Origin of the sequence: Burkholderia metallica (assembly GCF_001718555.1) — a bacterium.
GTDB lineage: Bacteria > Pseudomonadota > Gammaproteobacteria > Burkholderiales > Burkholderiaceae > Burkholderia > Burkholderia metallica.
Genome location: NZ_CP013403.1, coordinates 2,316,438 through 2,342,794 on the forward strand (window position 1 = coordinate 2,316,438; position 26,357 = coordinate 2,342,794).

20 protein-coding genes are annotated in these 26,357 nt (G+C 67.4%); 7 read left to right on the top strand and 13 right to left on the bottom strand.

The genetic code is table 11. The annotated features are described in order from the left end of the window. Nucleotides 1–6: 6 nt before the first annotated feature. Nucleotides 7–1,164 carry an amine dehydrogenase large subunit gene (locus WJ16_RS29875; RefSeq protein WP_069260576.1) on the bottom strand — a complete coding sequence of 386 codons (1,158 nt, stop codon included), beginning with the start codon at nucleotides 1,162–1,164 and terminating at the stop codon, nucleotides 7–9. Nucleotides 1,165–1,408: 244 nt separating this feature from the next. Between WJ16_RS29875 and WJ16_RS29880 the strand changes: the two genes are divergently transcribed. The 5 genes from WJ16_RS29880 (at nucleotide 1,409) to WJ16_RS29900 (ending at nucleotide 7,480) form a co-directional block, all read left to right on the top strand. Beyond that, the gene (locus WJ16_RS29880) at nucleotides 1,409–2,371 is read left to right on the top strand and encodes a helix-turn-helix domain-containing protein (protein WP_069260577.1); all 963 of its coding nucleotides are present in this window, start codon (nucleotides 1,409–1,411) and stop codon (nucleotides 2,369–2,371) included. Nucleotides 2,372–2,497: 126 nt separating this feature from the next. After that, on the top strand, nucleotides 2,498–3,442 hold the full coding sequence (locus WJ16_RS29885; protein ID WP_069260578.1) for a GlxA family transcriptional regulator: 945 nt from the start codon (nucleotides 2,498–2,500) through the stop codon (nucleotides 3,440–3,442). A 496-nt stretch (nucleotides 3,443–3,938) separates the two neighbouring features. After that, complete coding sequence (locus WJ16_RS29890) at nucleotides 3,939–5,651, top strand: M36 family metallopeptidase (RefSeq protein WP_069260579.1); 1,713 nt, start codon at nucleotides 3,939–3,941, stop codon at nucleotides 5,649–5,651. A 79-nt stretch (nucleotides 5,652–5,730) separates the two neighbouring features. Next, entirely contained in the window at nucleotides 5,731–6,984 is a 1,254-nt protein-coding gene (locus WJ16_RS29895) for a M20/M25/M40 family metallo-hydrolase (protein WP_069260580.1), read from the top strand. Between the two features lie 127 nt (nucleotides 6,985–7,111). After that, complete coding sequence (locus WJ16_RS29900) at nucleotides 7,112–7,480, top strand: YbjQ family protein (protein ID WP_069260581.1); 369 nt, start codon at nucleotides 7,112–7,114, stop codon at nucleotides 7,478–7,480. Between the two features lie 188 nt (nucleotides 7,481–7,668). Here the strand turns inward: WJ16_RS29900 and WJ16_RS29905 are convergent, their stop codons facing one another. The 5 genes from WJ16_RS29905 to betC all read right to left on the bottom strand — a co-directional run bounded on the left by WJ16_RS29905 (nucleotide 7,669) and on the right by betC (nucleotide 14,767). Continuing rightward, nucleotides 7,669–8,919 (bottom strand): MFS transporter, encoded by a 1,251-nt coding sequence (locus tag WJ16_RS29905; RefSeq protein WP_069261220.1) that lies wholly within the window; start codon nucleotides 8,917–8,919, stop codon nucleotides 7,669–7,671. Between the two features lie 167 nt (nucleotides 8,920–9,086). Further along, entirely contained in the window at nucleotides 9,087–10,499 is a 1,413-nt protein-coding gene (gene cysS / locus WJ16_RS29910; protein ID WP_069260582.1) for a cysteine--tRNA ligase, read from the bottom strand. 322 nt (nucleotides 10,500–10,821) lie between these two features. After that, nucleotides 10,822–11,961, bottom strand: a complete 1,140-nt coding sequence (locus WJ16_RS29915) for a porin (protein ID WP_069260583.1) — start codon at nucleotides 11,959–11,961, stop codon at nucleotides 10,822–10,824. A 259-nt stretch (nucleotides 11,962–12,220) separates the two neighbouring features. Continuing rightward, the gene (gene choX, locus WJ16_RS29920) at nucleotides 12,221–13,186 is read right to left on the bottom strand and encodes a choline ABC transporter substrate-binding protein (protein WP_069260584.1); all 966 of its coding nucleotides are present in this window, start codon (nucleotides 13,184–13,186) and stop codon (nucleotides 12,221–12,223) included. Nucleotides 13,187–13,231: 45 nt separating this feature from the next. Next, nucleotides 13,232–14,767 carry a choline-sulfatase gene (gene betC / locus WJ16_RS29925; RefSeq protein WP_069260585.1) on the bottom strand — a complete coding sequence of 512 codons (1,536 nt, stop codon included), beginning with the start codon at nucleotides 14,765–14,767 and terminating at the stop codon, nucleotides 13,232–13,234. Between the two features lie 239 nt (nucleotides 14,768–15,006). Between betC and WJ16_RS29930 the strand changes: the two genes are divergently transcribed. After that, nucleotides 15,007–15,912: a choline sulfate utilization transcriptional regulator gene (locus tag WJ16_RS29930; RefSeq protein WP_069260586.1), complete on the top strand. Its 906-nt coding sequence runs from the start codon at nucleotides 15,007–15,009 to the stop codon at nucleotides 15,910–15,912. Nucleotides 15,913–16,081: 169 nt separating this feature from the next. Continuing rightward, complete coding sequence (purU, locus tag WJ16_RS29935) at nucleotides 16,082–16,966, top strand: formyltetrahydrofolate deformylase (RefSeq protein ID WP_069261221.1); 885 nt, start codon at nucleotides 16,082–16,084, stop codon at nucleotides 16,964–16,966. A 126-nt stretch (nucleotides 16,967–17,092) separates the two neighbouring features. On the opposite strand, the gene WJ16_RS29940 is transcribed toward purU, so the two are convergent. The 7 genes from WJ16_RS29940 to WJ16_RS29970 all read right to left on the bottom strand — a co-directional run bounded on the left by WJ16_RS29940 (nucleotide 17,093) and on the right by WJ16_RS29970 (nucleotide 26,356). Further along, nucleotides 17,093–18,748, bottom strand: a complete 1,656-nt coding sequence (locus tag WJ16_RS29940; protein WP_069260587.1) for an APC family permease — start codon at nucleotides 18,746–18,748, stop codon at nucleotides 17,093–17,095. 249 nt (nucleotides 18,749–18,997) lie between these two features. After that, nucleotides 18,998–19,861, bottom strand: a complete 864-nt coding sequence (locus WJ16_RS29945) for a glycine betaine ABC transporter substrate-binding protein (RefSeq protein ID WP_069260588.1) — start codon at nucleotides 19,859–19,861, stop codon at nucleotides 18,998–19,000. Nucleotides 19,862–20,001: 140 nt separating this feature from the next. Then, on the bottom strand, nucleotides 20,002–21,150 hold the full coding sequence (locus WJ16_RS29950; protein ID WP_069260589.1) for an FAD-binding oxidoreductase: 1,149 nt from the start codon (nucleotides 21,148–21,150) through the stop codon (nucleotides 20,002–20,004). Between the two features lie 30 nt (nucleotides 21,151–21,180). Then, complete coding sequence (locus WJ16_RS29955; RefSeq protein WP_069260590.1) at nucleotides 21,181–22,422, bottom strand: aromatic ring-hydroxylating oxygenase subunit alpha; 1,242 nt, start codon at nucleotides 22,420–22,422, stop codon at nucleotides 21,181–21,183. A 52-nt stretch (nucleotides 22,423–22,474) separates the two neighbouring features. Further along, a complete protein-coding gene (locus tag WJ16_RS29960) occupies nucleotides 22,475–23,260 on the bottom strand; it encodes an electron transfer flavoprotein subunit beta/FixA family protein (protein WP_069260591.1) in 786 nt (261 codons plus the stop codon). Then, nucleotides 23,257–24,426: an electron transfer flavoprotein subunit alpha/FixB family protein gene (locus WJ16_RS29965; protein ID WP_069260592.1), complete on the bottom strand. Its 1,170-nt coding sequence runs from the start codon at nucleotides 24,424–24,426 to the stop codon at nucleotides 23,257–23,259. The genes WJ16_RS29960 and WJ16_RS29965 overlap by 4 nt, the downstream gene beginning before the upstream one ends. 4 nt (nucleotides 24,427–24,430) lie before the next feature. Then, nucleotides 24,431–26,356 (bottom strand): (Fe-S)-binding protein, encoded by a 1,926-nt coding sequence (locus WJ16_RS29970; RefSeq protein WP_069260593.1) that lies wholly within the window; start codon nucleotides 26,354–26,356, stop codon nucleotides 24,431–24,433. Nucleotide 26,357: the final 1 nt, after the last annotated feature.

Sequence of the window (26,357 nt, forward strand, 5' to 3'; positions counted from 1 at the left end):
GCGGCCTCACGGGTTGACGAGCAGCGACGACGTATTGCCGATCTGCTTCTCCACGTGCTGAAGCTTGCCGGTGCGCGCATCCATCACGACGAGGTCGGAGGTCGCCGTCAGCCCGTAGAACAGCGGCCGGTCGTCCTCGCTGACCTGGATCGACACGAGCGGATCGATCTTCTGCTGCGCCAGATCCCAGCGCGCGACGCGCCGCTGCGACTTCAGGTCATACACCCAGACCTGCATGCCGGGGTCCTTGTGCGAGCCGTCACCGCCCTTGTGCATCAGCACGTAGTAGCGGTTCAGCTTCGCGTGCACGGCCGTCTGCTGCATGCCGCCCGGGCGCCAGCCTTCGGCGCGCTCGGCGTCCGTCAGCAGTGCCCACGGCTTGCCGAACGTCGGCTTGTCGCCGCTGAAATCCGCGTCGAGCACGTGGCCGCCGTACGTCGTGAACAGATAGCGGCCGTGGTAGCGCGACGCATTCACGAACGCCGGATCCTTGTCGACGTGGATGAACGCGTCCGACATCGCGCGCTTCGTCTCCTTGCCGTTCGCATCGAGCGTGACGGTCAGCGCCTTGCCGCTTTCGCACAGTGCGGTGAAACGGTCGTTGCCCGACGGATACGCGAGCACGCAGGCGGCCGTGTCGATTTCCGACAGCACCTTCTTCGACACCGCGTCGATCACCGTCACCGATGCGGCCGGCGTGATGTTCGCGACGTACAGCCGCTTGCCGTCGGCACTGAACGCGGTGTTGTACGGCGACGGCACGTGCTGCGCATGCTTGGCCGGAATTACGATCTCGCCGGCATGATCGAGCGTCGTGTTGTCGGTCAGCTCGACGACGTCGGTGCGCGTGCCGTGCGACCCGCGCGAGAAGTAGGTCGTCGCGACAAAGCTCGTCCGGTGGTCCGGCGCAATCGCGAAGCCGGGGCCGAAGCCGCCGTCGATCTGGCCGAGCAGCTTCTTCGCATCGGCGTCGTACACGTAGATGCGCCCGTCGGTCATCGACGGCATCGAGATGTCGACGATATAGACCGCGTGCGGATGCCATGGCGGCATTTTCTGCACGACCAGTTCCTCGGGCTTTTCCGTCGCGCTCGCACTGCCCGCCCATGCCGCCGCGAACGCCAGCGTCGCCGCGAGCACCGCGGTTCGTCGCCTTGTCCTCATGTCGCCTCCAGTTGGGGAATCACGTTGTGTGGGGCGACTGTAGTTCGACAATAAATCCGGTCAGCACCCGGACCGGCACCGCGTGCGTGCCGATTCGGGATATTGGAAAACCGCCTGAAAGCCGCGCCGTCCGGACGCTTCCGACCCTCTGACGCAGGCGCGCGGAATAGCGCTCCCCCGTATTGCGCCGACCGCGCGGTCGGTTTAACCTTGCGCGGTCCCGATCGACACACCTGGAGGCGCCGTGTTCGTGTTTCACGAGAGGTTCGACAACGCGGACAGCCATGCCGACGCGCTGCGCGGCTGGAACCAGCGCTACGACCAGATCGGCGCCGGCGTGTATCGCAGCGCGGTCAAGCACGCGGTGCTGGACGGCGTGCAGTTGTTCCAGGAAGCTGCCAACGTGCGCATCATCCAGCGTGGCCGCCTGCCGCACGACCATACGGTGTTCGGCATGCCGCTCACCGGCTCGGGCGCGTTCGCATTCGGCGGCGCGCGCGTCGAACGCGGCACGATGGTGATGGCGCGCGGCGGCGCACCGTTCGAGCTGCATTCGCCCGACGACATGTCGCTGGTCGGCGTCGTCGCCGACGCCGAGCTGATGCAGCAGGTCGAGGATGCGGCCGATGTACGGCTCGACGAAGCCGCGTTGCGGCGCGGCGTGGTCGACATGCCCACCGCCGTGCTGATGCGCGCGAGCGTGCAAATCGCCACGCAGCTCGAGCGCGTGCTGGCGGCGCCTGATGCGTACCGCGACGCACGCGCGCAGCGTGAGCTGCGCGGCGAGGTCGGCAACGTGCTCGTCGATCTCCTCACGTACCGGATACCCGAACCGGCGAACCGTCTCACGCATGCGTGCCGCGCCGACATCGTGCGCCGCGTGCACGACTACGTGATCGACCACCCCGAAGCGCCGGTCGACGTGCTGAGCCTGTGTGCGCAACTGCGCGTGAGCCGGCGCACGATGCAGAACAGCTTCCAGTCGGTCGTGCAGACGAGCCCGCTGCATTACGTGCGCTCGCTGCGCCTGTCGCAGGTGCGGCGGATGCTGCTCGACACGCGGCAGGCCGACCTGTCGATCAGCGACGCGGCCGCGCGCTGGGGCTTCATCCACCTCGGGCATTTCGCGAACGCGTACAACGCGCAGTTCGGCGAGTTGCCGTCGACCACCGCGCGCCGGTCCGCGCGCGGCGCAAAAACGCGCTGACGCCGCGCAAAACCCGCGATAATCTCCGCCTGACCGTTCCGTGCGCGCGAGCCGGCCGCGGCGCATACGCGTGCGCCCGCCGCCCCGCATGCTGCACGACGCCACCCGACTCCATCCGCTGCCCCGATGCCCGAGGATTTCCACTTCCTGCTGCTGCCCGGCTTCTCCGCGCTCGGCTTCATGTCCGCGGTGGAGCCGCTGCGCGTCGCGAACCGCTTTCGCAGCGAGCTTTACCGCTGGCACGTGATCAGCGCCGACGGCGCGCCCGTCGCCGCGAGCAACGGCATTCCGGTCGCCGCCGAAGCCGCGTGCGCGGACGTCGGCAACGTCGAGACAGTGTTCGTCGTCGCGGGCTTCGATCCGCTCGTGTGCTACACGCGTGCGATCGGCGACTGGCTGCGCCGCCAGCACCGTCATGGTGCAACGCTCGGCGGCATCGACACGGGCAGCTTCGTGCTCGCGGAAGCCGGGCTGTTCGACGCGTCGCAGCCGCTCACGCTGCACTGGGAAGCGCTGGCCGCGTTCCGTGAACGCTATCCGGGCCTGAACGCGACGCAGGAGCTGTTCGAGATCGACGAGCGGCGCATCACGTGCGCGGGCGGCACCGCGTCGATCGACATGATGCTCGACCTGATCGGCCGACGGCACGGCGCCGATCTCGCGGCAGCCATCTCCGAGCAGTTCGTCGTCAGCCGGATCCGGCAGCGCTCGGACAGCCAGCGGCTCGAAATCGCCGCGCGCTACGGCGTGCACAACCGCAAGCTGATCCAGGTGATCGGCACGATGCAGCGGCACATGGAAAATCCGCTCGGCTCCGATGCGCTCGCGCAGGAGGTGTCGATCACGCGGCGCCAGCTCGAACGGCTGTTCAGCGCGACGCTGAACGACACGCCGACGCATTTCTACCTGAACCTGCGGCTCGACCGGGCGCGCGAACTGCTGCAGCAGACCGACATGAGCATCACGTCGGTGTGCGTCGCGTGCGGGTTCGAGTCGCCGTCGCATTTCTCGCGCACGTATCGCGCGCGCTTCGGCCTGAGCCCGCGCAGCGACCGGCGCGTGACGCGCTGATCGTCGTCGGCATTCGGCACAATCCGGCGCGGTATTGCACGTTCCGGCGGCGTTTGCCGCCGCTCGCTGAACAATGCCGGCGATTGATCGACGGACCGAAGCGGTCGTCGAAAATAATTTGGAATGTCGTTGAAAATATTCTGTAACATACCAAAAAAAGTTAGATAGGCTCCCTAACGACACGCGTACGCGGCTCGCCGCGCGCCGCACGTCTCGCCATGCGGGCCATCAACCGATATCCGTCCGATCCGAGGGGTATGACATGACGATGCTCGATTCGCCGTCGCCGCACCTGCCTGCCGTTCGCTTCTCCATCCGCTCGCCCCGCTCGTCACCCGCCTGTTTTCCTTCGACCTGACATTTAGGGTTCCTTAGTCAGTCGACGCTCCCCACACCGCTTCGCCGCACCGGTTCCATCGAGCCGGCGCGCGGGCCGTGTCGTGCCTGCGCGCCACGAACGCGCGGGCGTGTCCAACCGTTGAGATGAGGATCACGTATGCAGACATCACGCAAAGCATTGCCGCTCGCCCTGGGTCTCGCGCTCGGTTTCGGCATCGTCGGCGGCACCGCGGCCGATACCAAGGTGTCGAATCCGCAAGCGACGAGCCTGCGCGAAAGCCTGACACGCGGCGTCGCGCCGCCGGCCGCCAGGACCGATACGGCCGCCGGGCAGTTCCGCGCGGACGGCGTCGCCGTCACGCTGTACAACCCCGCGTATCGCGCGAAGAAGGCCGCCGGGACACCCGCCGCCAGCGCGCGCGACTTCGTTGCGTCGCAGGCCGCGCAGCTCGGGCTCGACGCGAACGCGCTCGCGAGCCTCGTCGTCACGTCGGAGCGCAGCGATGCCGACTTCACCGTCGTGCGCATGCAGCAGCAGGCGGCCGGATTGCCGGTGTACGGCAGCGACATCGCGGTGACGGTCGCGAAGGACGGCCGCATCCTGTACGTCGCGAGCAACACGATCAACGGCGTGGTCGCGACCGCGCGCAAATCGCAGGCCGTCGACCAGCAGCAGGCGCTCGACCGCGCCCGCGCGTATCTCGGCGTGAGCGGCTTCACGAACCTCGATGCGCAGCTCGTCGCGTTCGTCGACAAGACCGGCACGCATACCGCGTGGAAAGTGCGCGGCCGCCCGAACGACGGCCCGAAGGGCGACTGGGAACTGCTGATCGACTCGGGCAGCGGCGAAGTGCTGCGCGCCGAGGACAAGGCGTTCTACGCGACCGACGGCACCGGCTTCGTGTTCCGTCCCGATCCGCTTTCGCCGACGAAGAGCAGCTACGGCAGCACCGGCTACAAGGACGCCAACGACGCCGATTCGTCGCAGCTCACCGCCGCGCGCGTGCGCGTGACGCTGAAGGACATCGCGCAGTCGGGTTCGCGCTACACGCTGACGGGCCCGTACGCGGCCTGCGTCGATTTCGATGCGCCGCTCGACAAGGCATGCCCGACGCAATCGACACCCGCGTTCGAATTCACGCGCGGCAACCTGTATTTCGAAGCGGTGAACGCGTATTACCACATCGACACGTTCCTGCGTTACGTGAACCAGACGCTCGGGATCAAGGCGCTGCCGTACCAGTACACGGGCGGCGTGCAGTACGACCCGCACGGCGAATCGGGCGACGACAACTCGTCGTACTCGTCGAGCAGCGGGCGACTGACGTTCGGTCAGGGCGGCGTGGACGACGCGGAAGACGCGGACGTCGTGATTCACGAACTCGGCCACGGCATCCACGACTGGGTGACGAACGGCGGCCTGTCGCAGCAGGAAGGTTTGTCGGAAGGCACCGGCGACTATCTCGCCGCCGCGTACAGCCGCGACTTCAACCAGTGGAGCCCGTCGGATGCGCAGTACCACTGGGTCTACAACTGGGACGGGCACAACGAGTTCTGGGGCGGCCGCGTGACCAACTGGAACGTCGGGCGCACCTATGCGCAGGCCCGCGGCGCGGAGATCCACACGGCCGGCCAGTACTGGGCGTCGTGCAACCTCGTCGCGCGCGACGCGATCGGCGCGCAGGCGATGGACAAGGCGTTCCTGAAAGGGCTGTCGATGACCAACAGCTCGACCAACCAGAAGGCCGCCGCGCAGGCCGTGCTGACGGCGGCGTCCGCGCTCGGCTACAGCAACGCGCAGCTCACCGCGATCGGCAACGCGTACAACAAGAGCTGCACGTACGGCGTGACCGTTCCGCAGAAGTCGTAATACCGCAGCAGGCGGGAGCACGCTGCACGACCTGCGGCGCGCTCCCTTCATCGACATCGCCATCCTCACGAGATCGACCATGCCTACTCTGAAACCGACCCACCTGAGCGCCGCGCTGGGCGGCATGCTGCTGAGCGCCGCCGCGCACGCGGCACCCGTCTGGATCACGCTCGGCGACACCGCGTTCCGCCAGCTTCAGCGCATCGACGCAAGCGCCGCCGCGCAGTACAGCACGACCGTCGACGCCGGCAAGACGGCCGACGGCACCGCACGCCGCGAGACCGTTCACGTCGTCGAGATCGACGCTGCGCGACTGGGCGATCTCGCCCATGCCGTCCACCATACGCGCGGCCACGGGCCCGGCTACGTCGTGCACGATTCGTTCGACGAAGCACGGCAAGCGCTGCAGCCGTTGCCGGCGACGCTCGCGAAACAGGCCGCGGCGCCCGCCTACAAGGTTGCGAACGCGCCGCAGATCGGCACGTGGATCCAGCAGCTTCAGGCCAGCAACATCGTCGGCACGATCACGTCGCTGTCCGGCTTCACGAACCGCTACTACACGACGTCGCACGGCGTCGCCGCATCGGACTGGCTCGCGTTGCAGTGGAAGCAGCTGGCGGGTTCGCGCGCCGACATTACCGTCGAGCAGTTCACGCACACGGGCTTTCCGCAGAAATCTGTGATCCTGACGATCCGCGGCAGCGATCCGGCCGCGGGCACCGTCGTGCTGGGCGGTCACCTCGATTCGACGGTCGGCCGCACGACGGAGAACACGCGCTCGCCCGGCGCCGACGACGACGCGTCGGGCATCGCGAGCCTCACCGAAGCGCTGCGCGTGCTGCTCGCGAACAACTACAAGCCGAAACGGACGATCAAGTTCATCGGGTACGCGGCCGAGGAAGCCGGCCTGCTCGGCTCGAAAGCGATCGCGAAGCAGTTCCGCACGCAGAACGCGAACGTGGTCGGCGTACTGCAGCTCGACATGACGAACTACAAGGGCGATCCGAAGGATATCTACCTGATCACCGACTACACGAACGCCGCGCAGAACACCTATCTGACGAACCTCGCGAAGACCTACCTGCCGGAGCTTGCGATCGGCACGTCGCAGTGCGGGTATGCGTGCTCGGATCACGCGTCGTGGAATGCGCAGGGGTATCCGGCGTCGTTCCCGTTCGAGGCCGACCAGAACGACAGCCCGTACATCCATACGGTGAACGACACGCTGGAGAACTCGGACCGGCAGGCGAACCATGCGCTGAAGTTCGGCAAACTGGCGCTCGCGTACGCGGTCGATCTCGGCGGAAACGGCAGCGCGACCGTCGGACGTTGATCGGGGCACGGCCGGGTGCGGCACAACGGGCGCGCGTCGAAGGCGCGCCCGTTCGAGCCCGGCCGGGCCCGTTCGCCGTTCCGGATAGAATCGTCATTCGTTCACTTCCGCCACACGGTGCCACGCGATGACCGATCTCTCCCGCTCAATCGACGACCTCTCGCCCGAGCGTGTCACGACCGCGTTCGATCTGCCCGGCCATACGACCGTCCGCTCGCTCGGCGTTGCACAGGGCATCATCGTGCGCTCGCGCTCGATCGTCGGCTCGTTCGGCGCGTCGCTGCAAACGATCTTCGGCGGCAACATCACGCTCTATACGTCGCTGTGCGAGAAGGCGCGCCAGCACGCGTTCGACAAGATGCTCGCCGACGCGCGCAAGCTCGGCGCGAATGCGATCGTCGCGATGCGCTACGACTCGACCGAAATCGGGTCGGGCGTGACGGAAGTCATCTGCTACGGCACGGCCGTGCAGGTCGTGCGCGACGCCGGCGCCTGAGCGTCGACCGTTGCGCGCCGGCCGCACGTACGAGCGCGACGATCACGAGCATCGCCCCCGTCAGCGACAGCAGAACCAGTGCGCCGGCGCGCGTATCGCCGAGCAGCCCCCAACCGATGCTCGTCCCGACACCATCGTGCAGGCTCGTCAGCCACGCTCATCGGACGTGAAACCGCGCCGGCACCGCTTCAATGCTCCCGTTCGAGCGACGTCATGTTCCGCAGTTGCGGAAACAGCCGCATCCACGCGAGCGCGACCAGGATCGTCGCCGTGCCGCCGACGACGATCGCGGCCGGTGCGCCCCACCATGCGGCCGTCACGCCCGACTCGAATTCGCCGAGCTGGTTCGACGTCCCGATGAACAGCGCGTTGACCGCGCTCACGCGCCCGAGCATCTCGTCCGGCGTCCGCAACTGCACGAGCGACAGGCGCACGACGACGCTGACCACGTCCGACGCGCCGAGCGCGGCCAGCGCGACGAGCGACAGCGCGAAGTGCCGCGACAACCCGAACACGATCGTCGCGATGCCGAATGCGATCACGCCGCCGAACATCGCGCGGCCCGGCCGCCCCTTCAACGGAAAGCGCGTGAGCCACAGCGTGCCCGCGAGCGCACCGACCGCGGGCGCCGCGCGCAACGCGCCGAGCCCCCACGGGCCGACCTGCAGGATGTCGCGCGCATAGATCGGCAGCAACGCGGTCGCGCCGCCGAACAGCACCGCGAACAGGTCGAGCGACAGCGCGCCGAGTATCGCCGGTTCGCGCCGGATGAACGCGATGCCGGAAAACACCGAGCGCAGCGTGACCGGCTCGCGGGCCGGCGGCGCGCTGCGCAGCGGAATCGTGCCGCTCAGCACCGCCGCGATCGCGAATGCCGCGACGCTCGTGCCGAACGCGGCGGGCGCGCCGATGCCGTACAGCAACCCGCCGAATGCCGGCCCGAGGATCTGCGCGGCCTGGTTCGCGGACGTCGACAACGCGGTCGCGCGCGGCAGGTCGGTGCGCGGCACGACGGCCGGCAGCAGCGACGACACCGACGGCGACTCGAACGCGCGCGCGGTGCCGACGATCGCCGCGAGCGCATACACGGCCGGCGCGGCCAGCCACCCTTGCACGGCGCCGACCAGGAACACGCCGGCGGCCAGCGCCTCGACGCCCTGGCAGATCGTCGCGATCCGACGGCGGTCGTAGCGATCGGCCACCTGCCCGACGACGAGCGTCAGCGCGAACATCGGGACGAACTGCGCGAGGCCGACGAGGCCGAGTGCGAACGCGCTGTGCGTGAGCGCATACACGTACCAGCCGATCGCGACCGACAGGATCTGGAAAGCCAGCGAAGACATCACGCGCGTGCCCCAGAAGCGCCGGAACGGCGCGTGGCGGAACAGGTTCGCGGGGAGCGGGGATAACGGAGCGGAGTCGGGCACGGGGGCGGTCATCGAGGTCTGGGCGATCGACGCGGCGCACCGCCGCCGTTCGGGAACGGCGATGCACGCCGATGCGTGCGCGCGACGACGGTGCAAACACGAATAAATCGCGATGATATGCCAGGCGCGGCAAACGGGCCGTGGGCGAGACCACCGACGATGCTGGTGGCCCGCGCACGTCACCGCGTCGGGTCGCCCGTCTCGGTCGGGCCCGTGGCGATGGCGGACACGCATTGACCTTCCGCGGTGTCCTTGACATGCCACCCTTCGGCGCTCAACGCGCGCCGGATCCGGTCGGCTTGCGCCCAGTCCTGGTCCGCCCTAGCGCGCTCGCGCGCGTCGAGCAGCGCACGCACGTGTTCGGGAACGTCGGGCGCAACCGGCCGCCATTCGCGCAAACCGAGGCCGAGCACGGCGTCGAAGCTGTCGACGGTCGCTTTCAGCGTCGCCGCCTGCAGGTCGCTCCTGACCAGATCCCACAGCACCGCGAGCGCCCTGGGCAGATTCAGGTCCTCGTTCAGTTCCGCGTCGAAGCGCGCGGCGAAATCCGCATCGACGCGCCCGCCGTCCGGCCAGCCGGCATGGAGGTGCCGCAGCCGGTTCAGCGCGGTTTGCGCGGCGTCGAGCGACGCCCACGTGAAATGCAGCTTGCTGCGATAGTGGGCCGTCAGGCACAGATAACGGTACGCGAGCGGATCGACGTGCCGGCGCTGCAACGTCTGCAGCCGAACGAATTCGCCGCTCGATTTCGACATCTTCGTATCGGCGTCGAGCGTCAGGAAGTGCCCGTGCATCCAGTAGTTCGCGAGCTGCGTGCCGTGGGCCGCGCGGGTCTGCGCGATCTCGTTGCTGTGATGCACGGCGATGTGATCCTCGCCGCCGCAATGGATGTCGAACAACGTGCCGAGATACTTCGCCGACATCGCCGAGCACTCGATATGCCAGCCTGGAAAGCCGCGGCCCCACGGGCTGTCCCATTCCATTTGCCGCTTGACGTCGGCCGGGCTGAACTTCCACAACGCGAAATCCGTGATGCTCCGCTTGCCACCCAGCGCCACCCGCTTGCCCGCCTGCAGCCCCGCACGGTCCAGCCGCGCGAGATAGCCGTAGTCGTCCTGCCGACTGGTGTCGAAGTAGAGGCCGTCGTCCGTCCGGTACACGTAGCCTGCGCGCTCGAGCGTCGCGATGAACGCGATCTGTTCGTCGATATGATCGGTGGCGCGGCACCAGACCGCCGGCTCGAGGAGATTGAGCGCGCGCCAGTCCCGGATGAACGCTTCCGTGTAGCGCCGGGCGATGGCCCACGCCGATTCGCCGGTGCGGCGGCTGCCCTTCTCCATCTTGTCCTCGCCTTCGTCCGCATCCGACGTCAGGTGGCCGACGTCGGTGATGTTGACGACGTGCCGGACTGCGTAGCCGTTGCGCTCCAGCACGCGCCGCAGGAGATCCTCGAACACGTAGGTACGCAGGTTGCCGATGTGCGCATCGTCGTAGACCGTGGGGCCGCAGCAGTACATGCCGACCTGGCCGGCACGGATCGGGGTAAACGGGCGTACGGTACGCGACCAGGTGTCATACAGCGCGAGCGGCATCGAGTTTCTCCATCCCGAAAGGGGCGGTCCAAAAACAAAAAGGCCGCCTGTTTTGCATCACAGGCGGCCGGAAGGCGATTGCTTGAATGTTCAGCGAGTTCGCTGGACGCAACTTCCCCCTGGCATGTTCTGACAACATGCGCGGCGCGGCGTGGAGAGGGAAATGGCGTGATCGGGCATGCGGACGATGCTAGCGCCTATAGACGGCAACGGTCAATACCGTCGGGCGGCCGTTCTCAGGCGGCAAAAAAAAAGCGCGAACCTCGGTTCGCGCCAAAGAGAGACCTCTCGCTGAAGACGTCGCCGCCCCACCCTACGCCGATCAGAACGAATGCCGCATCCCGATCCGCACGTCGGCCTGCGTCTGCGTGGTCGACGGCGTGAAGCTGTAGCCGATCACCGCATCGACACCCTGCGACGCGCGCAGGTAGTCGCCGGAGATGTAGACATCCGTGCGCTTCGACAGCAGGTAATGCAGGCCCGCCGTGCCCTGGTTCCAGTGATGGCCTTCGAAGCGCGTGTGCTGGTAGCCGGCGATCAGGCTCAGTGCCGGCGTGAACTGGTACGAGCCGCCGCCTTCGTACACCTGCATGTGCGACGACTGGCCGAAGCCCTTGATCGTCGTGTACGAGAAGTTGCCGTCGAGCGTCAGCTTGCCGATCGTGTAGCTCGTGCCGATGCCGAACGTGCCCTGGCTGTCGACGTCCATCGCGGTGTTCGAGAACAGGTCGGTGCGCGCGCCGGTCGCCGGATCGACGGTGACGGTCTGCTGGCCGAGGAACGTGTGCGTGCCGATCATCGCGTACGGGTCGAACGCATAGATGCCGTTCGGGTTGTTCAGGCGCGTGTACGCGGCACCGATCGAGAAGTCGCCCTTCGTGAAGCTCGCGCCCGCGCTCCATGCGCTGTTCCGGTGGAAGTTGCCCGCGACGTTGCCGAACGAATACATCGCGCCGAACTTGAAGCCGTTGAGGTCGTTCGACAGGAACTTCACCGAATTCGGCAGGCGGTCGCCGTTGAAGCGGTCGAAGTCGCCCTGGTGGATCGCATAGCCGCTGCCCCACGCCGAGATGTTGTAGATCGACACGAGTTCGTTCGTGATGTCGAGCTGGTTGCCGAACGACAGCGTGCCCCAGTCGTTCTGCAGGCCGACATACGCCTGCCGGCCGAATTCGGCGCCGCCGAAGCCGAGTTGCCCGTTGCCGAGGCGGAAACCGCTCTCGAGCGTGAACACGGCCTTCAGGCCGCCGCCGAGGTCTTCGGTGCCCTTGAGGCCGAAGCGGTTCCCGTACGCGACGCCGTCGTCGAACTTGACCACGTGCGAGCCGCCCGTGTTGTTCACGTACGTAATGCCCGCGTCGAGAATCCCGTACAGCGTCACACTGCTCTGCGCATGCCCGATGGCGGGAATGCAGGCCGCGCATGCAAGCGCGGCGGCTACGGCAACTTTCGTGTGCTTCATTGTCGACCACCCTCCCTGAACCGTTCGATGGATAGAATCTCGTCCCGGCGTGTGCCGCGATGCACCGGTGGATTCGAATTCAGACCGCCCGCTGGCTTCGGCATTTCGTTTTTCGCAATAACGCAGCCATTGGCGAAAAATACAAACCCATATTTCGCGTCACCCGTCTGAAGGCGACACTAAATGGTCACGATGCGACCCGGTCGGGAAAACACGTAGACAGGCGGCACGGCCGAAACCGGCCGCCCGGACGGAGGAATCAACGGCCGTCGAGGGCCGCGCGCACGGCCGGTAGGCCCGGCGCGCCGGCCGCCGTCGTCACGCCGTCCAGCCAGCCGGCAACCAGCGCCGGGTCGGCCTTCAGCGCATGCTGCGCCGCGAGCGCCGGCGACGTCTTGTTGTCGAGCATGTCGGCGATCATCCGGTTCTCGACGTCGACGGAGAACGTCATCTGCCGGAACAGCCGCGCGAGATTCGCGCACTGGCCGGCGAACCCGGGCCGCGTGACCGTGTTGACCGTCGCGCCGCCGTAGTTCGGCCCGAAATACGCGTCGCCGCCCGACAGGTAGGTCAGGTGGAACTTCGTGTTCATCAGGTGCGGCTCCCACGCGAGAAACACGATCCAGCGCTTGTCGCGTACCGCGCGCTCGACCTGCGTGAGCATGCCCGTCTCGCTCGATTCGACGAGCGACCAGTTCGCCGGCCCGAGCGCGTGATCGGTGAGCATCCGCTTGATGTTCTGGTTCGCGGGGGCGCCGGGCTCGATCCCGTAGATCTTGCCGCCGAAGCGGTCCGCGTTGCGCGCGAGATCGGCGAACGTATGCACGCCGGCGGCCGCCACGTAATCGGGCACGGCGAGCGTGAACTTCGCGCCGCTCAGGTTCGCGTGCAGCACGTCGATCGATTTCTCGTCGACGAACGGCTTCACGAGCGGCGCCTGCGCGGGCATCCAGTTGCCGAGGAACACGTCGACCTGCCCTTTCTTCAACCCCTGGTACGTGATCGGCACCGACAGGTTCGCCACGTCCTGCCGGTAGCCGAGCGCCTTCAGCACGACGCCCGCCATCGCGTTCGTCGCATCGATGTCGGTCCAGCCGGGCGCCGCCATCTTCACGTTGCCGCACGTCTGCGGGTCGGCCGCCCGCGCGCCTGGCGCCGTCAGCAGGCACGCGGCCGCGGCGAGCGCCGCGCCGATCCGGATTGCTGCATTGCATTGCCGTTTCATCGTCCGCTTCCTCCGTCGTTCGTCAAGGTTCGCACTGCCGGACGCTCAGCGCCCGACGCGCGGAAAGCGCGCCATCGCCTCGAGCGTGTCGAGTTCGATGTGATTGCGCATGTAACGCTGGCTCGCGTCGGTGAACGGCTGCCAGTCCCACGCCTGGATACGGCCCTGTGTCGTCGCCGCGTAATGGAAGCGCCGGCGCCGCTGGCTCGCGCGCACCTGCCGGTCCAGCTCGGGCAGGTTCCAGCGCTGCGCGGCTTGCGCGCGGAACGCGGCGAGCACGCCCGCGGCCTCCGGCGCACCGGCCAGGTTCGTCAGCTCGCGCGGGTCGTCCGACAGGTTGTAGAGCTGGTCGGGATCGAGCGGGCAATGCACGTACTTCCAGTCGCCGCTGCGAATCATCACGACCGGCGCGATCGCGCCTTCGGCGAGGTATTCGCCGAGCGCGACGTCGTGCGTAGGCGTGCCGCGCAGGTGCGGCACGAGGCTCGCGCCGTCGACTGCATCGGGCCAGCCGCCGGCCGGCGCGACACCGGCCAGGTCGACGAGCGTCGGCAGCAGGTCGAGGTGCGACACGGGCCCGCGCACGCGCGCGGCATCGAAGCGGCCCGGCGCATGGACGATCAGCGGCACGCGGCAGCCGCCTTCGAAGAACGTCATCTTGTACCAGAGCCCGCGCTCGCCGAGCATGTCGCCGTGGTCGGACGTGACGATCACGATCGTGTCGTCCGCGAACCCGCACTGTTCGAGCGCGGCCAGCACGCCGCCGAACTGCGTATCGACGTACGACGTCGCGCCGTAGTACGCGCGGCGCGCGGCGCGGATCTGCGCGTCGGTGGGCGGCGTGCGGTCGTTCTCGCACACGAAGCGCAGCCGCTGCGAATGCGGATCGCTTTCGGCCGCATCGAGCCGCACGGCCGGCATGTCGATTTCTTCGTCGCCGTAGCGATCCCAGTATTCGCGCGTGATCGCATACGGGTCGTGCGGATGGGTCAGCGACACGACCATGCAGAACGGCCGCGCATCGTGCCCGGCCGCGCGCTCGCGTGCGACGTCGTACAGCTTCTGCTTCGCGGCGAACGTGACTTCGTCGTCGAAGTCGAGCTGGTTCGTGCGCACGCACGGGCCGGCGTCGAGCACCGAACTCATGTTGTGATACCAGCTCGGTCGCTCGGTCGGGTGGTCCCAGTCGGGCACCCAGCCGAAATCCGCCGGATAGATGTCGGTCGTGAGGCGCTCCTCGAAACCGTGCAGTTGATCCGGCCCGCAGAAATGCATCTTGCCGGAGAGCATCGTCCGGTAGCCGCCCGCGCGCAGGTAGTGCGCGAACGTCAGCGTTTGCGCCGGCAATTCGGCGGCGTTATCGTAGGCGCCGATCCCCGACGGCAGCTTGCCCGTCAGCAGCGAGAAACGCGACGGCGCGCACAGCGGGCTCGCGCAGTACGCGGCGTCGAACACCACGCCTTGCGCGGCGAGCCGGTCGAGCGTCGGCGTGCGCGCGACGCGGTTGCCGTAGGCCGGCAGCGCGAACGGCGTGAGCTGGTCGGCCATCAGGATCAGGATGTTGGGTGTCGGGTTCGTCATCGGCGGTCGTGGGGAAAACGGTGTTCGAATGGAACGGCGCGCCGCTCGGGCGGCGAGACGTCCGGCATGACGGAGGCGGCCCGAAGAAACTGCCGCGCGTGCGGCCCGCGCTGGCTAGAATCGCGGAAGGCGTGGCCCGCCGGCCGCGAAGCGCGTGGGCCGTACCGTCCGATGCACTATCGCCCGCCCGAATTCGCGCGGGTAGGCGTCCGGCCCTTATGGGGCCATTAGAGAGACTTATGTCGAAACCCGAACCGTTACCGTCGATGCAGGCGCTGCGTGCGTTCGAATCGGCCGCCCGGCTCGCGAGCTTCACGGCCGCCGCGCGCGAGCTCGGCTCGACGCAGCCGGCCGTGAGCCAGCAGGTGTACCAGCTCGAAGCCGAACTCGGCGTGCCGCTGTTCGAACGCAGCCCGCGCGGCGTCACGCTGACGGCCGACGGCCAGTGCCTGTACGAAGCCGTGCGGCTGAGCCTCGACACGCTGCGCGGCGCGACCGCGACGCTGCGGGCGCGCCGCGAGCACGGTTCCCTCACGATCGTCACCGACTTCGGTTTCGCGACCTACTGGCTGATGCCGCGCCTTGCCGGGCTGAAGCGCGTGATGCCGGACGTCGACGTGCGCGTCGTCACGTCACAGGATTACGACGCGCAGCGCGATCACGGCGACATCGCGATCCTGTTCGGCGACGGCCACTGGCCGTCGTGCACCGCCGCACGGCTCTTTCCGGAATCGGTCACGCCCGTGTGCTCGCCCGCGTTCCGCGCTGCGCACCCCGACGTCGCGCGGGCCGACCACCTGCTCGCGCTGCCGCTGCTGCACGTGCAGCCGACGCGCCCCGAGCGCTGGCTGTCGTGGTCCGGCTGGTTCGACGCGCACGGGCTCGAACCGGCGGCCGCCGCGCGCGGCGTGACCTTCAACAGCTACGCGCTCGTGATCCATGCGGCGCTGCTCGGCGAAGGCGTCGCGCTCGGCTGGTCGCCGCTCGTCGACGAGCTCGTCGCGTCCGGGCAGCTCGTGAAGCTCGTCGACGCGCCCGTCGTCACGTCGCGCGGCTACTTCCTGGTGCGACCGCCGCAGCGGCCCGAGCCGGACGCGACCCACGTGTTCCGGCGCTGGCTGCTCGACGCGTGCGCGGGGGCCTGACCGGCCGCGCCCGCCCTCGCGCGCTGGCGCGCCGATACCAGCCACACGGCGCGTTGGTTCTATCCGCCCCAGTATCGTCCTGATTTACTTGAGCCTCCCGCTACCCGTGCGGCGCGGCGCGTTCGTGCGCCGCCGCACGGCCGTGCGCCCCTGCCACACGAGGACTCTCATGACCGCCGAGCACCGCCCCGATCAATTCGTCCTGACACTGTCGTGCCCGAGCGCGGCCGGCCAGGTCGCCGCCGTCGTCGGCTTTCTCGATCGCCATCGCTGCTACGTCGATGCGCTGAACGTGTTCGACGACGATCTCAGCAACCGCTTCTTCGTGCGCTGCGTGTTTCATCCGACGGACGAGACGCTGCAGATCGACGCGCTGCGCCACGAATTCGCGCCGATCGCGGCCGGCCTCGGCGGCGAGCAGGGCGACATGCAGTGGGCCATCCACGACGTGAACGCACGGCCCAAGGTGCTGATCATGGTGTCGAAGCTCGAGCACTGCCTCGCGGACCTGCTGTTCCGCTGGCGGATGGGCGAGCTGAAGATGGACATCGTCGGCATCGTGTCGAACCATCCCGACTTCGAGCCGCTCGCCGCGCAGCACGGGCTGCCGTTCCGCCACTTCCCGATCACGGCCGATACGAAGGCGCAGCAGGAAGCGCAGTGGCTCGACTTCTTCGAGTCGAGCGGCGCAGAGCTCGTGATCCTCGCGCGCTACATGCAGGTGCTGTCGCGGGAGACGAGCGCGAAGCTCGCGAACCGCGCGATCAACATCCATCATTCGTTCCTGCCGGGCTTCAAGGGCGCGAAGCCGTATCACCAGGCGCATGCGCGCGGCGTGAAGCTGATCGGCGCGACCGCGCACTTCGTCACCGACGATCTCGACGAAGGCCCGATCATCGAGCAAGTGGTCGAGCGCGTCGATCATGCGCTGCGCCCCGAGCAACTGCTCGCGGTGGGGCGCGACGTCGAATCGCTCACGCTCGCGCGCGCGGTGAAGGCGTTCATCGAGCGGCGGGTGTTTCTGAATGGGGATCGGACGGTGGTGTTTCCGTAAGCGGGCAGCGCTCCCGTTCAAACGGGAGCGAAACGAAAAAGGCCTGACCGGTGTGGACCGGTCAGGCCTTTTGTCATTGCGTTGCATGTGGTGCGTCGGGCGACGCACCGCGCATGCATCCGGCCGTCACTTCACCCACGCAAAGTAATACGACAACCAGATCGTCAGCCCCGCGCCGACCAGCGCCGCGTAAGGCATCAGGTTCAGCCACATCGCGCGCTTCGGCACCTCGAGCTCCATGTCGCGCTGCATCTGCGCGGGGAAGCGACCGCGATCCTGCCAGTAGTGGCGGAACAGGAACACCGGCACGATCAGCAGCATCGCGATCAGCCCGTTGCGCAGTGTGCCCTCGCCCTGCAGGTTCGCACCCGCGCCGACATACACGAGGTTCGCATAGCCGCAGATCGCGCCGCCGACGAGCAGCCATGTCGGGCAGCGGAACGGCCGATCCCAGTTGCCGCGATCCATCCGGTGGATCCAGCCCGACTGAAGATTCAGGAATACGAACAGCATGTAGCAGACGTTCGAGATCGACAGCACCGTCATGTAGTCCGACATCATCAGCAACACGAGGTTGAAGCCGAGATCGGTCCACATCGCGCGCGTGGGCGAGCCGTGCTCGTTCACGTGCGACAGGTACTTCGGCAGCCAGCCGTCCACCGATGCCTGGTACAGCGTGCGCGACGAGCCCATCATCGACGTCATCACGATCAGCAGGATCGACAGCATCAGCATCACGACCACCGCATTCGCGACCCATGCGCCGCCGCCGACGATCTTCGCCATCGCTGCCGCGACGCCGGTACCGTCGCCGATCGACGGATCGAGCATCGCCTGCGTGCCGAGCGCGCCCTGGAACGCCATCGGCACGAGCGTCATCACGACGAGGCACAACGCGCCCGACCAGAAGATCGCCTTCGCGGTGTCGCGGCGCGGATCGCGAAATTCGCGCGTGTAGCAGACGGCCGTCTCGAAGCCGTACGACGCCCAGCCGGCCATGAACATCGCGCCGAGCGCCATCGTCACGCCCTGCCCGTTCCACGTGCCGAACGTCGCGGCCGTGACGTTGCCGTGCGCGTCGTGACCGAGCGGCAGCAGCGGCAGCAGGTTCGACTTCGGCACGTCGCCGAACACGAACGGCACGATGCCGACGATCAAGAGCGGCGTGAGCGACGCGATGCCGAGAATGCGCTGCGTGCGTGCCGCTTTCGATGCGCCGCTGTGCTGCAGCTTGAACGTGATGAGAAGCAGGATCGTCGCGATGATGAACGTCGCATTGATCCGCAGCGAAAGACCCGGCTTGATGAACCCGAGATCGGCAACCTTGAGCTGCCAGTGCAGCACCGCCGCGTTGGCGGGAAAGAGGCTCGTGAGCGCATAGCTCGCCGCGAGGCCGCAGCCGAGCGCGAGCATCGGCGACCACGCGAGCCAGTTGCACCACACGGACACCGGGGCAATCAGCTTGCTGTAACGGACCCAGCCGATCGCGCCATACACGGACGCGCCGCCCGATTTATGGGGAAATAGCCCCGATATTTCCGCATAAGTCGCGCTTTGAATCAGCCCCATCGTGATCGCGGCGATCCAGATCGCCCACGCGGGCTGGCCGATCGTCGCGCATACGCCGCCGATCGTGAACAGCACGCCAGCCGGCACGCCGCTCGTTACCCAAAAAGCGTCTTTCCAGGTGAGGCCACGATGCAGCGTGTGGCCCGTCGAATCATGTGAGATGGTTGCCTCAACGTCACTGGTGCGATTCGCACGCAGTCCTGCCTGACTCATCCAATTCCTCCTGTTGATCAGAGCGCGCGTGAACGCTGGCTCTGGTCCCATGTAAGCTGTGATGACTCTTGCGCAAGGGCCGTAGTGTAACAACTTACGGGGTTTTTTGCAGAATCAGCAACAGAGTTTCGGGATATGGCCGCAGTTCATCGCGATTGTTTCGGATTCCTGCATGCCATTCCCGGTATGTTTTTTATGGGGATTGTCGACGTGCCGCGCGTGACGAATCGTCACGCGCTCGCCGTGTGCTTACTGCGCGCCTTCCGTCCACGAATTCACGCGGTCGGCATGCGCCGCGATCCACGCATCGGCCGCCGCTTCCGGCTTCGAACCGTTCTGAATCGCGAGCATCACGCTGTCGATTTCACCCGGCTTCCACTGGAATTTCTTCAGGAATGCGACGACCGGCTTGGCCTTCGTTTCGAGCTGCGGATTCACGACGCTGTCGACGTGCTCCGCGCCGCCGAACACCTTCTTCGGATCGTCGAGGAAGCGCAGCTTCCACTTCGCGAACATCCAGTGCGGCGCCCAGCCCGTCACGATGACCGGCTTGTTCGCATTGACGGAACGCGACAGCTCGGCCGTCATCGCACTGCCCGAACTCGGCATCAGCGTGTAGCTCAGCCCGTAGCTCTTGATCGCGTCGTCGGTCTTGCGCATCACGCCGGCGCCCGCATCGATGCCGACGATCCGGCCGCCGAAGCTGGCCTTCTCCGCGTTCAGGTCGTCGATGCTCTTCGCCTTCACGTAAGCGGGCACGATCAGGCCGATCTTCGCATCGGGGAAATTCGCGCCGAGGTCGACGACCTTGGACTTGTATTCATCCCAGTACGACCCATGCGTGACCGGCAGCCACGCGGACAGCGTCGCATCGAGATCGCCGCGCGCGACGCCCTGCCACATGATCCCGGCCGCGACCGGCACGAGCTTCACTTCGTAGCCGAGCTTCTTCTCGATCACGCGGGCCGCGACGTTCGACGTCGCGACGCTGTCGTCCCAGCCTTCGACGTAGCCGATCTTCAGCGTGGGCTTCGTATCGGCAAGCGCCGATGCGCTCAATGCCACCATGGCCGACAGTGCGCCGGTCCAAAACAGTTTTCCGAACAGCTTCATGGTCGATCTCCTTGAAATGCGCACGCCGGCGCGTTGTCTCTCTAGGTTCTTCAACCACAATTCGGCGATCCGGTCGTTTTGCGACGGATGCTTGTCCGCAGGCGACGCCTGCGGGCCAGCCGATGGCGCGTCTACTTGTTTTACTTGTCGATCACGAGATCCGACAGCGGCTTGCTGCAGCACAGCAGCACCATCCCCTGGTCGATCTCGCGCTGGCGGATACCGCCGTTGTGTTTCATCTCCACCTGCCCCGACACGAGCTTCACCTTGCAGGTGCCGCACATGCCCTGCGTGCACGAAGCCGGCAGCCGTACGCCCGACTGGCGCGCCGCATCCAGCACGTGCTGCTCCGAGCCGCACGCAATCTCGCGATTGCTCTTCGCGAAGCTGACCGTATACTGCGTCGTGGCGGTGTCCGCACCGTCGGCCGGCGGCACGAGATCGGCGAGCAGCTCGTCGCTCGCGGTCTGCGCGAGCGTCTCGAACGAGAAGCTTTCCTCGTGATACTGCTTGCGATCGAATCCGGCTTCGTCGAGCAGGTCGCGCACGGCCTTCATGTACGGCGCGGGGCCGCACGTGAAGATTTCGCGCTCCATGAAATCCGGTGCGATCAGCTTCAGCAGCGGCAGCGTCAGGAAGCCCGTGACGCCCGGCCAGTTGGTCCGTGCGCCCACGCGCTCGACGACGAACGACGTGCGGAAGTTCGTATGGTTCGACGCGATCAGGTCGAGCTCGCGCGCGAAGATGATGTCGTCCGGCGTGCGTGCGCTGTGCACGAACAGGATGTCGCGGTCCTCGGCGAGATCATGATGCGCGCGGCTCATCGACATCAGCGGCGTGACGCCCGAGCCGGCCGACAGGAACAGGTACTTGCGCGCCGGATGCCGTGCGCACGTGAATTCGCCGGCCGGGCCGAGCACGCGCACCGATGCGCCCGGCTGCAGGTTGTCGTGCAGCCAGTTCGACACCTTGCCGCCCGGCACGCGCTTCACCGTGATCGACACCGTATGCGGCCGCGCCGGAGACGACGAGATCGTGTAGCACCGGTTGATCGTCTCGCCGTCGATGTCGAGTTCGAGCGTGAGGAACTGCCCGGGCTCGAACGAGAACGCGCGGCCCTGCGGCGAACGGAAGAAGAAACTCTTCACGTCGTGCGTTTCCTGCCGCACGTGGCAGCACACCAGCGTTTCCTCGACGTCGCTCGTCCAGCGCTCGGGAAGGGCATTCCAGAACGCCGGGCGCGTCACCCGGCTGTCCGTCGGCTCGAAGTTGGCCGCATCTCGCATCATGTCTGACTCCGCTTGCTGTTCCGCTGACGACTACGCGCCGGTTTTTTCGGCGAGCCGGCCGATGTACCAGGCCGAGAATTTTTCGACGAGACCTTCCGTGAACGGCGAGTACGGGCCCGGCTCGTATGCGCTGCTGGTCGCACCGCGCTGCGAGAATTCGACGAGCGCGCGGTCCTGGTCGTTGGTCGCGTTCCACACGGCCGTGAGGTTCTTCACGTCGTAGTCGATGCCTTCCTTCGCGTCCTTGTGCACGAGCCACTTCGTGCGCACGAGCGTCTTGCCGGCCGACAGCGGAATCACCGAGAACGTCACGATGTGATCGCTCATGAAGTGGTGCCACGAATTCGGCTGGGTCCAGAACGACAGCCCGCCGAGGTCCGCCTTGTCGAAGCCGCCGAGCAGCTTCTTCGACGCGACCTTCGCATCGAGCGTCTGCGATTCGCCGTGGCGATCGAGCGGCAGCCGCTGCGTGCGGAAACCCGTCACGTCGAGCAGCTTTTCGATTTCGGCGGACGGCAGGCCCATCTCGGCCCACTCCTTGCCGCGCCGCACGCAGGTTTCCGCGAATGCGTCCATGCCTTCGGCGTTCGCGTCGGAACGCTGGTAGCCGAAGCCGTATTCGTACAGCGAGATGGTGAGCTCCGGATGGTTCGCGACGCAGTGATAGCACTCGCGGTTGTTTTCCATCGTGAGCTTCCAGTTGCCTTCCTCGATGATGTCGATCTGCGCGGCGATCTTCGTGTTCGGCAGATCGTGCGGCAGCAGGTACGGCTCCATCTCGGCGCGCATCTGCGCGAAATCGACCGGCGGCTCGTCGGCGAGGCAGATGAAGATCAGGCCCGCGAGGTTCTCGACGTGCACCGACTTCAGGCTGTGCTTGCAGCGGTCGAACTTCTCGCCCATGTGCTCGGCGAACATCAGCTGGCCCGTCAGGTTGTAGGTCCAGCTGTGGTACGGGCACACGATGTTGCCGACCGAGCCTTTGTCCTCGTTGCACAGGCGCGCGCCGCGGTGGCGGCACACGTTGTGGAACGCGCGGATCGCCATGTCGTCGTCGCGCACGATCAGGATCGAGTCGTTCCCCAGTTGCACGGTCACGTAGTCGCCCGGCTCCGGAATGTCCGGCTCGATCGCCACCTGGATCCAGTGCTGGCGGAAAATCGCCTCCATGTCGAGCGCAAAGATGTCCTCGCTCGTGTAGAACGGCGCTTCGAGGCTGTGCCCTTCCTTGCGCCGCTCGATCAATGCACGAATGTCTGCCGATACTTTCATCGTTTGCTCCGGATTCCTTGCATCCCTGGGTTCTTGCCGACAGGCATCAAAATCAATAGTCGATGAGCTGATGCTCGCGCAAATACGCGAGGATCACTTGTGCTTTTTCGACCGAACTCCCTTCATTTACGACGTTGCCGCCGCGGCTTTCGGTCGTCGTCGCGGACAGCATCCGGGCATGCCCGGAGCGCTTCTCGGCGGCGACCAGTTTTACGGGTTTACGCTCGACCGGGCCGACCGCCCATGCAGCCGCATCGGCGTCCACGCCGGGTGCCGCGAGCGCCGGTCGGATCGCGCCGGCACGCAGCCGTGCGTACGCGTAGCGCGGCTCCGCATTGGCGAGCGGATGGACGGCGACGACGGCCGGCAGCGCCGCATCGACGCGCCGCCGCAGCCCTTTCGGCAAAAATTGCCGGACCGCCACGCGGCCGCCGCCGACGCTCACGTCGACGGCTGAGCCGACGAGCGGATAACCGAGCGCCGCAGCGACGCGGTACGGCAGCATCCCGGTGTCGTACGCGCCTTCGGCGCGCGTGCCGGTCAGCACGAGGTCGTAGCCTTCGACGCGGGCGGCGAGCGCGTGCACCGCATCGTCGCCGTCGCGACAGGCCAGCACCTCGACCTCCCGGGCGCCGAGCGCCAGATATTCGGCAAGTGCCGCGTTCGCCGGGTCGCCGGCATGGATCACGTCGAGCGTCGCGCGATGCCGCTCGGCGAGCTGGCCTCCGGTTTCGAGCGCGGCCGCATCGTTGCGGCTGTAGCGCGCGACGCCGCTGACCGGATGCCGGCCGACGGACACGAGCACCGCGATGCGTTGCAACTGGCGGGGGGCGTTCATGCGGCGACTCCTTCGGGTTCACGCGTGCCGACCGCGGCCGGCGATTCGCCGCGCGCGGCGCGCGCAGCCTGCACCTGTTCGATCAGCGCGGCGATCGTGCCCTGCGCGTCGCCGACCACCGTCAGGTTCGCGCGCTTCGCGATCGGCGCGCTGCCGTCGAGGTTCACCGCGATCACATGGCGGCAGTCCTTGATCCCCTGCAGATGCTGCACCGCGCCCGAGATGCCGAACGCGATGTACACGCTCGCCTCGACCGTCTTGCCGGTGGCGCCGACCTGCTTGTCGCGCGTGAAATGGCCGTTGTCGACCGCGACGCGGCTCGCGCCGATCGCCGCGCCGAACACGCCGGCCAGCCGCTCGAACGCGCCGATGTCGGACACGCCGTTGCCGGCCGACACGATGAAATCGGCTTCCTCGAGCGCGACCTGTGCCGCGTCGATTTCGTCGAGGCCGAGATCGCGGTACGGCTGCGCGGCGTCATGGGCCGGGCGGATGAAGTCGGCGGCCACGCGTTCGCCCGCGCCGACGAACGGCAGCTTCGCGTCGACGGCGTTCTGCGCGAGCAGGATCACGTCGGGCAGCGCACGGGTGGCGAACGCGCGACCGGCATGCGCATACGCGCCGACATGCTTCGCGTCGATCTCGACGACGTGCGTCGCGACGCTTGCGCCGGCGGCCGCCGCGTAACGCCGGCCGAGATCGCCGTCGCCCGTCGCGTTGTCGGGCACGAACACGTGTTTCGGCGCGAGTGCGGCCACACAGGCCTGCAACGCTTGCAATTCGCTTTCAGGATCGAACGCGCGCCGATCGAAGCCGGCCAGTTCGAGCAGCTTGTCGACGCCCAGTTCGGCCACGTCGTCCTTCAGCTCGCCGAACGCGAGCAGCGCGACTTCGGTCTGCGCGTCGGCGAGCAGCGCGGCGGCGGCGATCGCCTGCCGGGAATGCTCGTCGAGCGCGCCGCGTTCACCGTGCGCGACCACCAGCATCACGTGCTTCGGATCCTGCAGCGCGCGGCGCGGCTTCGCGGCCGCCGCGCCATGACCGTGCGCGGACCAGTGCGCGGCGTTCGCATCGGCGCTGCCTGCCTCGCCGAGCGTGATGCGCTTCAGGCCGGCGGCCGTGATGATGAACGGCCGGCGCGGATCGATTCGTTTGATCGTGTTCATCGATTCACTCCAGCGAGGCGGCGACGAGTTCGGCCACGTCGAGCACGTCGGGGCGCGGGCCCACGACGCCTTCGAGCATCGCCGTGCAGTTCGGGCAGGCCACCGCGACCACGTCCGCGCCGATCGTGCGCGCGTCGGCGATGCGGATGTCGGGAATGCGTTGCTTGCCGGGGATGTCGGTGAGCGGCGCGCCGCCGCCACCGCCGCAGCAGCGGCCGCGCATGCCGTTGCGCTCCATCTCGACGACCTGGATGCCGATCGTCTTCAGCAGCTTGCGCGGCGCTTCCGTCTCGCCGTTGTAGCGGCCGAGGTAGCACGGATCGTGATACGTGGTGCGCTTGTCCTGCAGCGCGTCGACGGCCTTCGGCGCGATCTTGCCGCTGTCGGCGAGTTCGGCGAGATAGGTCGTGTGATGCTTGACCGTCACGCGCAGCCCGAGCGCGCGGTATTCGTTGCGCAGGCTGTGCATCACGTGCGGGTCGGCCGTCACGATCTGCTTGTACGACAGCGTGCCGAGCGTGCCGATCAGGCGCTTCGCCATCTGCTGGAACGTCGCTTCGTCGCCGAGCCGGCGGGCGACGTCGCCCGTGTCGGTTTCAGTCGAGCCGAGCACCGCGTAGTCGACGCCTGCCTTGTTCAGCACCTTGACGAATGCGCGCAGGGTGCGCTGGTAGCGCATGTCGAACGCGCCTTCGCCCGCGACGAACAGCACGTCGACCGGCTTGCCGGGTTGCGCGACGGGCGCGTTCAGGTCGACCGACCAGTCGTAGCGCGCGGCCGTGTCGTAGCCGCCCATCGTGCCCGTTTCACGCAGGTTCGCGAGCACTTCCTGGCCCTTGCCCGGCACCGTGCCGTGCACGAGCGTGCGGTTGCGGCGCATGTCGACGATCGCGTCGACGTGTTCGATCAGCATCGGGCATTCCTGCACGCATGCGCGGCAGGTCGTGCACGACCACAGCGTCTGCTCTTCGATCAGGCCCGACACGATCGGGCCGTTCGGCTCGCCGCGATGCTGGCCGACCGCGAGGCCCGGCGTCGGGCTGCCCGTGTACGCGGCATCGGTGCCGCCGGCCATCCCGACGACGAGATCCTGAATGAGCTTCTTCGGGTTCAGCGGCTGGCCCGACGCGAACGCGGGGCACGCGGCTTCGCACTTGCCGCACTGCACGCACGCGTCGAAGCTCAGCAACTGGTTCCAGCGGAATTCGACCGGCTTCGCGACGCCGTACTCCTGATGCTCGATGTCCGGCAGCTTCAGTGCGGTCGGCGGCGTGGCCGTGCCGTTGCCCGTGAACGATTCGCGCGTCGCGGCGAAACGCTCCTGGCGCGGGTGGAAGGCGAGGTGCAGCAGGCCGGCGATCGCATGCTTCATCGGGCCGCCCTTCGCGGCGCCGACCGTCATCGTGAACGCGCCGACACCGATCAGCAGCGCGCAGAGCACCGCGAACGCGCCCGACATCGCACCGGTCGGCACCAGCATGAACAGCACGAGGCCGAGCGCAAACGAGCCGAGCAGCCACGGCAGCGTATTCCACGGGCCGCGCGACAGGCGGGCCGGCACGTCCCGGGCCGCACGCCGGCGCCACACGAACACCGCACCGACCAGCATCGCGAGCGCCGCAAGGAAGATCAGCTTGTCGAGCCACGGCGAGTAGATCGCGAGGCCGTAGTTGATGAACACCAGCGCGAGCGCGCCGATCGCGCCGCCGGCCGTCGCGACGTGCGTCTTCGCGATGTACGGATCGCGGGCGACCACGTGGTGCAGGTCGACGAAGTAGCGTTTGGGAATCGCGAACAGGTTCGCGATGCCGAACGAGCCGGGCGCGGTGGCCCGGCCGAGACGCCAGTAAGACGAGCGCTTCGCGACCGCGAACGCGAGCCCCGCCACCGACAGCCACAGCAGCGCGGTAATGAGGAAAGCCGGATTCATC

Excerpts from the sequence above, each read along its gene's own strand:
- choX (WP_069260584.1), bottom strand. The coding sequence starts at position 13,186 with ATGAAACGGCAATGCAATGCAGCAATCCGGATCGGCGCGGCGCTCGCC.
- WJ16_RS29905 (WP_069261220.1), bottom strand. The coding sequence starts at position 8,919 with ATGACCGCCCCCGTGCCCGACTCCGCTCCGTTATCCCCGCTCCCCGCG.
- WJ16_RS29900 (WP_069260581.1), top strand. The coding sequence starts at position 7,112 with ATGACCGATCTCTCCCGCTCAATCGACGACCTCTCGCCCGAGCGTGTC.
- purU (WP_069261221.1), top strand. The coding sequence starts at position 16,082 with ATGACCGCCGAGCACCGCCCCGATCAATTCGTCCTGACACTGTCGTGC.
- WJ16_RS29875 (WP_069260576.1), bottom strand. The coding sequence starts at position 1,164 with ATGAGGACAAGGCGACGAACCGCGGTGCTCGCGGCGACGCTGGCGTTC.
- WJ16_RS29930 (WP_069260586.1), top strand. The coding sequence starts at position 15,007 with ATGTCGAAACCCGAACCGTTACCGTCGATGCAGGCGCTGCGTGCGTTC.
- WJ16_RS29895 (WP_069260580.1), top strand. The coding sequence starts at position 5,731 with ATGCCTACTCTGAAACCGACCCACCTGAGCGCCGCGCTGGGCGGCATG.
- cysS (WP_069260582.1), bottom strand. The coding sequence starts at position 10,499 with ATGCCGCTCGCGCTGTATGACACCTGGTCGCGTACCGTACGCCCGTTT.
- WJ16_RS29960 (WP_069260591.1), bottom strand. The coding sequence starts at position 23,260 with ATGAACGCCCCCCGCCAGTTGCAACGCATCGCGGTGCTCGTGTCCGTC.
- WJ16_RS29890 (WP_069260579.1), top strand. The coding sequence starts at position 3,939 with ATGCAGACATCACGCAAAGCATTGCCGCTCGCCCTGGGTCTCGCGCTC.
- betC (WP_069260585.1), bottom strand. The coding sequence starts at position 14,767 with ATGACGAACCCGACACCCAACATCCTGATCCTGATGGCCGACCAGCTC.
- WJ16_RS29885 (WP_069260578.1), top strand. The coding sequence starts at position 2,498 with ATGCCCGAGGATTTCCACTTCCTGCTGCTGCCCGGCTTCTCCGCGCTC.
- WJ16_RS29940 (WP_069260587.1), bottom strand. The coding sequence starts at position 18,748 with ATGAGTCAGGCAGGACTGCGTGCGAATCGCACCAGTGACGTTGAGGCA.
- WJ16_RS29950 (WP_069260589.1), bottom strand. The coding sequence starts at position 21,150 with ATGATGCGAGATGCGGCCAACTTCGAGCCGACGGACAGCCGGGTGACG.
- WJ16_RS29970 (WP_069260593.1), bottom strand. The coding sequence starts at position 26,356 with ATGAATCCGGCTTTCCTCATTACCGCGCTGCTGTGGCTGTCGGTGGCG.
- WJ16_RS29915 (WP_069260583.1), bottom strand. The coding sequence starts at position 11,961 with ATGAAGCACACGAAAGTTGCCGTAGCCGCCGCGCTTGCATGCGCGGCC.
- WJ16_RS29955 (WP_069260590.1), bottom strand. The coding sequence starts at position 22,422 with ATGAAAGTATCGGCAGACATTCGTGCATTGATCGAGCGGCGCAAGGAA.
- WJ16_RS29965 (WP_069260592.1), bottom strand. The coding sequence starts at position 24,426 with ATGAACACGATCAAACGAATCGATCCGCGCCGGCCGTTCATCATCACG.
- WJ16_RS29945 (WP_069260588.1), bottom strand. The coding sequence starts at position 19,861 with ATGAAGCTGTTCGGAAAACTGTTTTGGACCGGCGCACTGTCGGCCATG.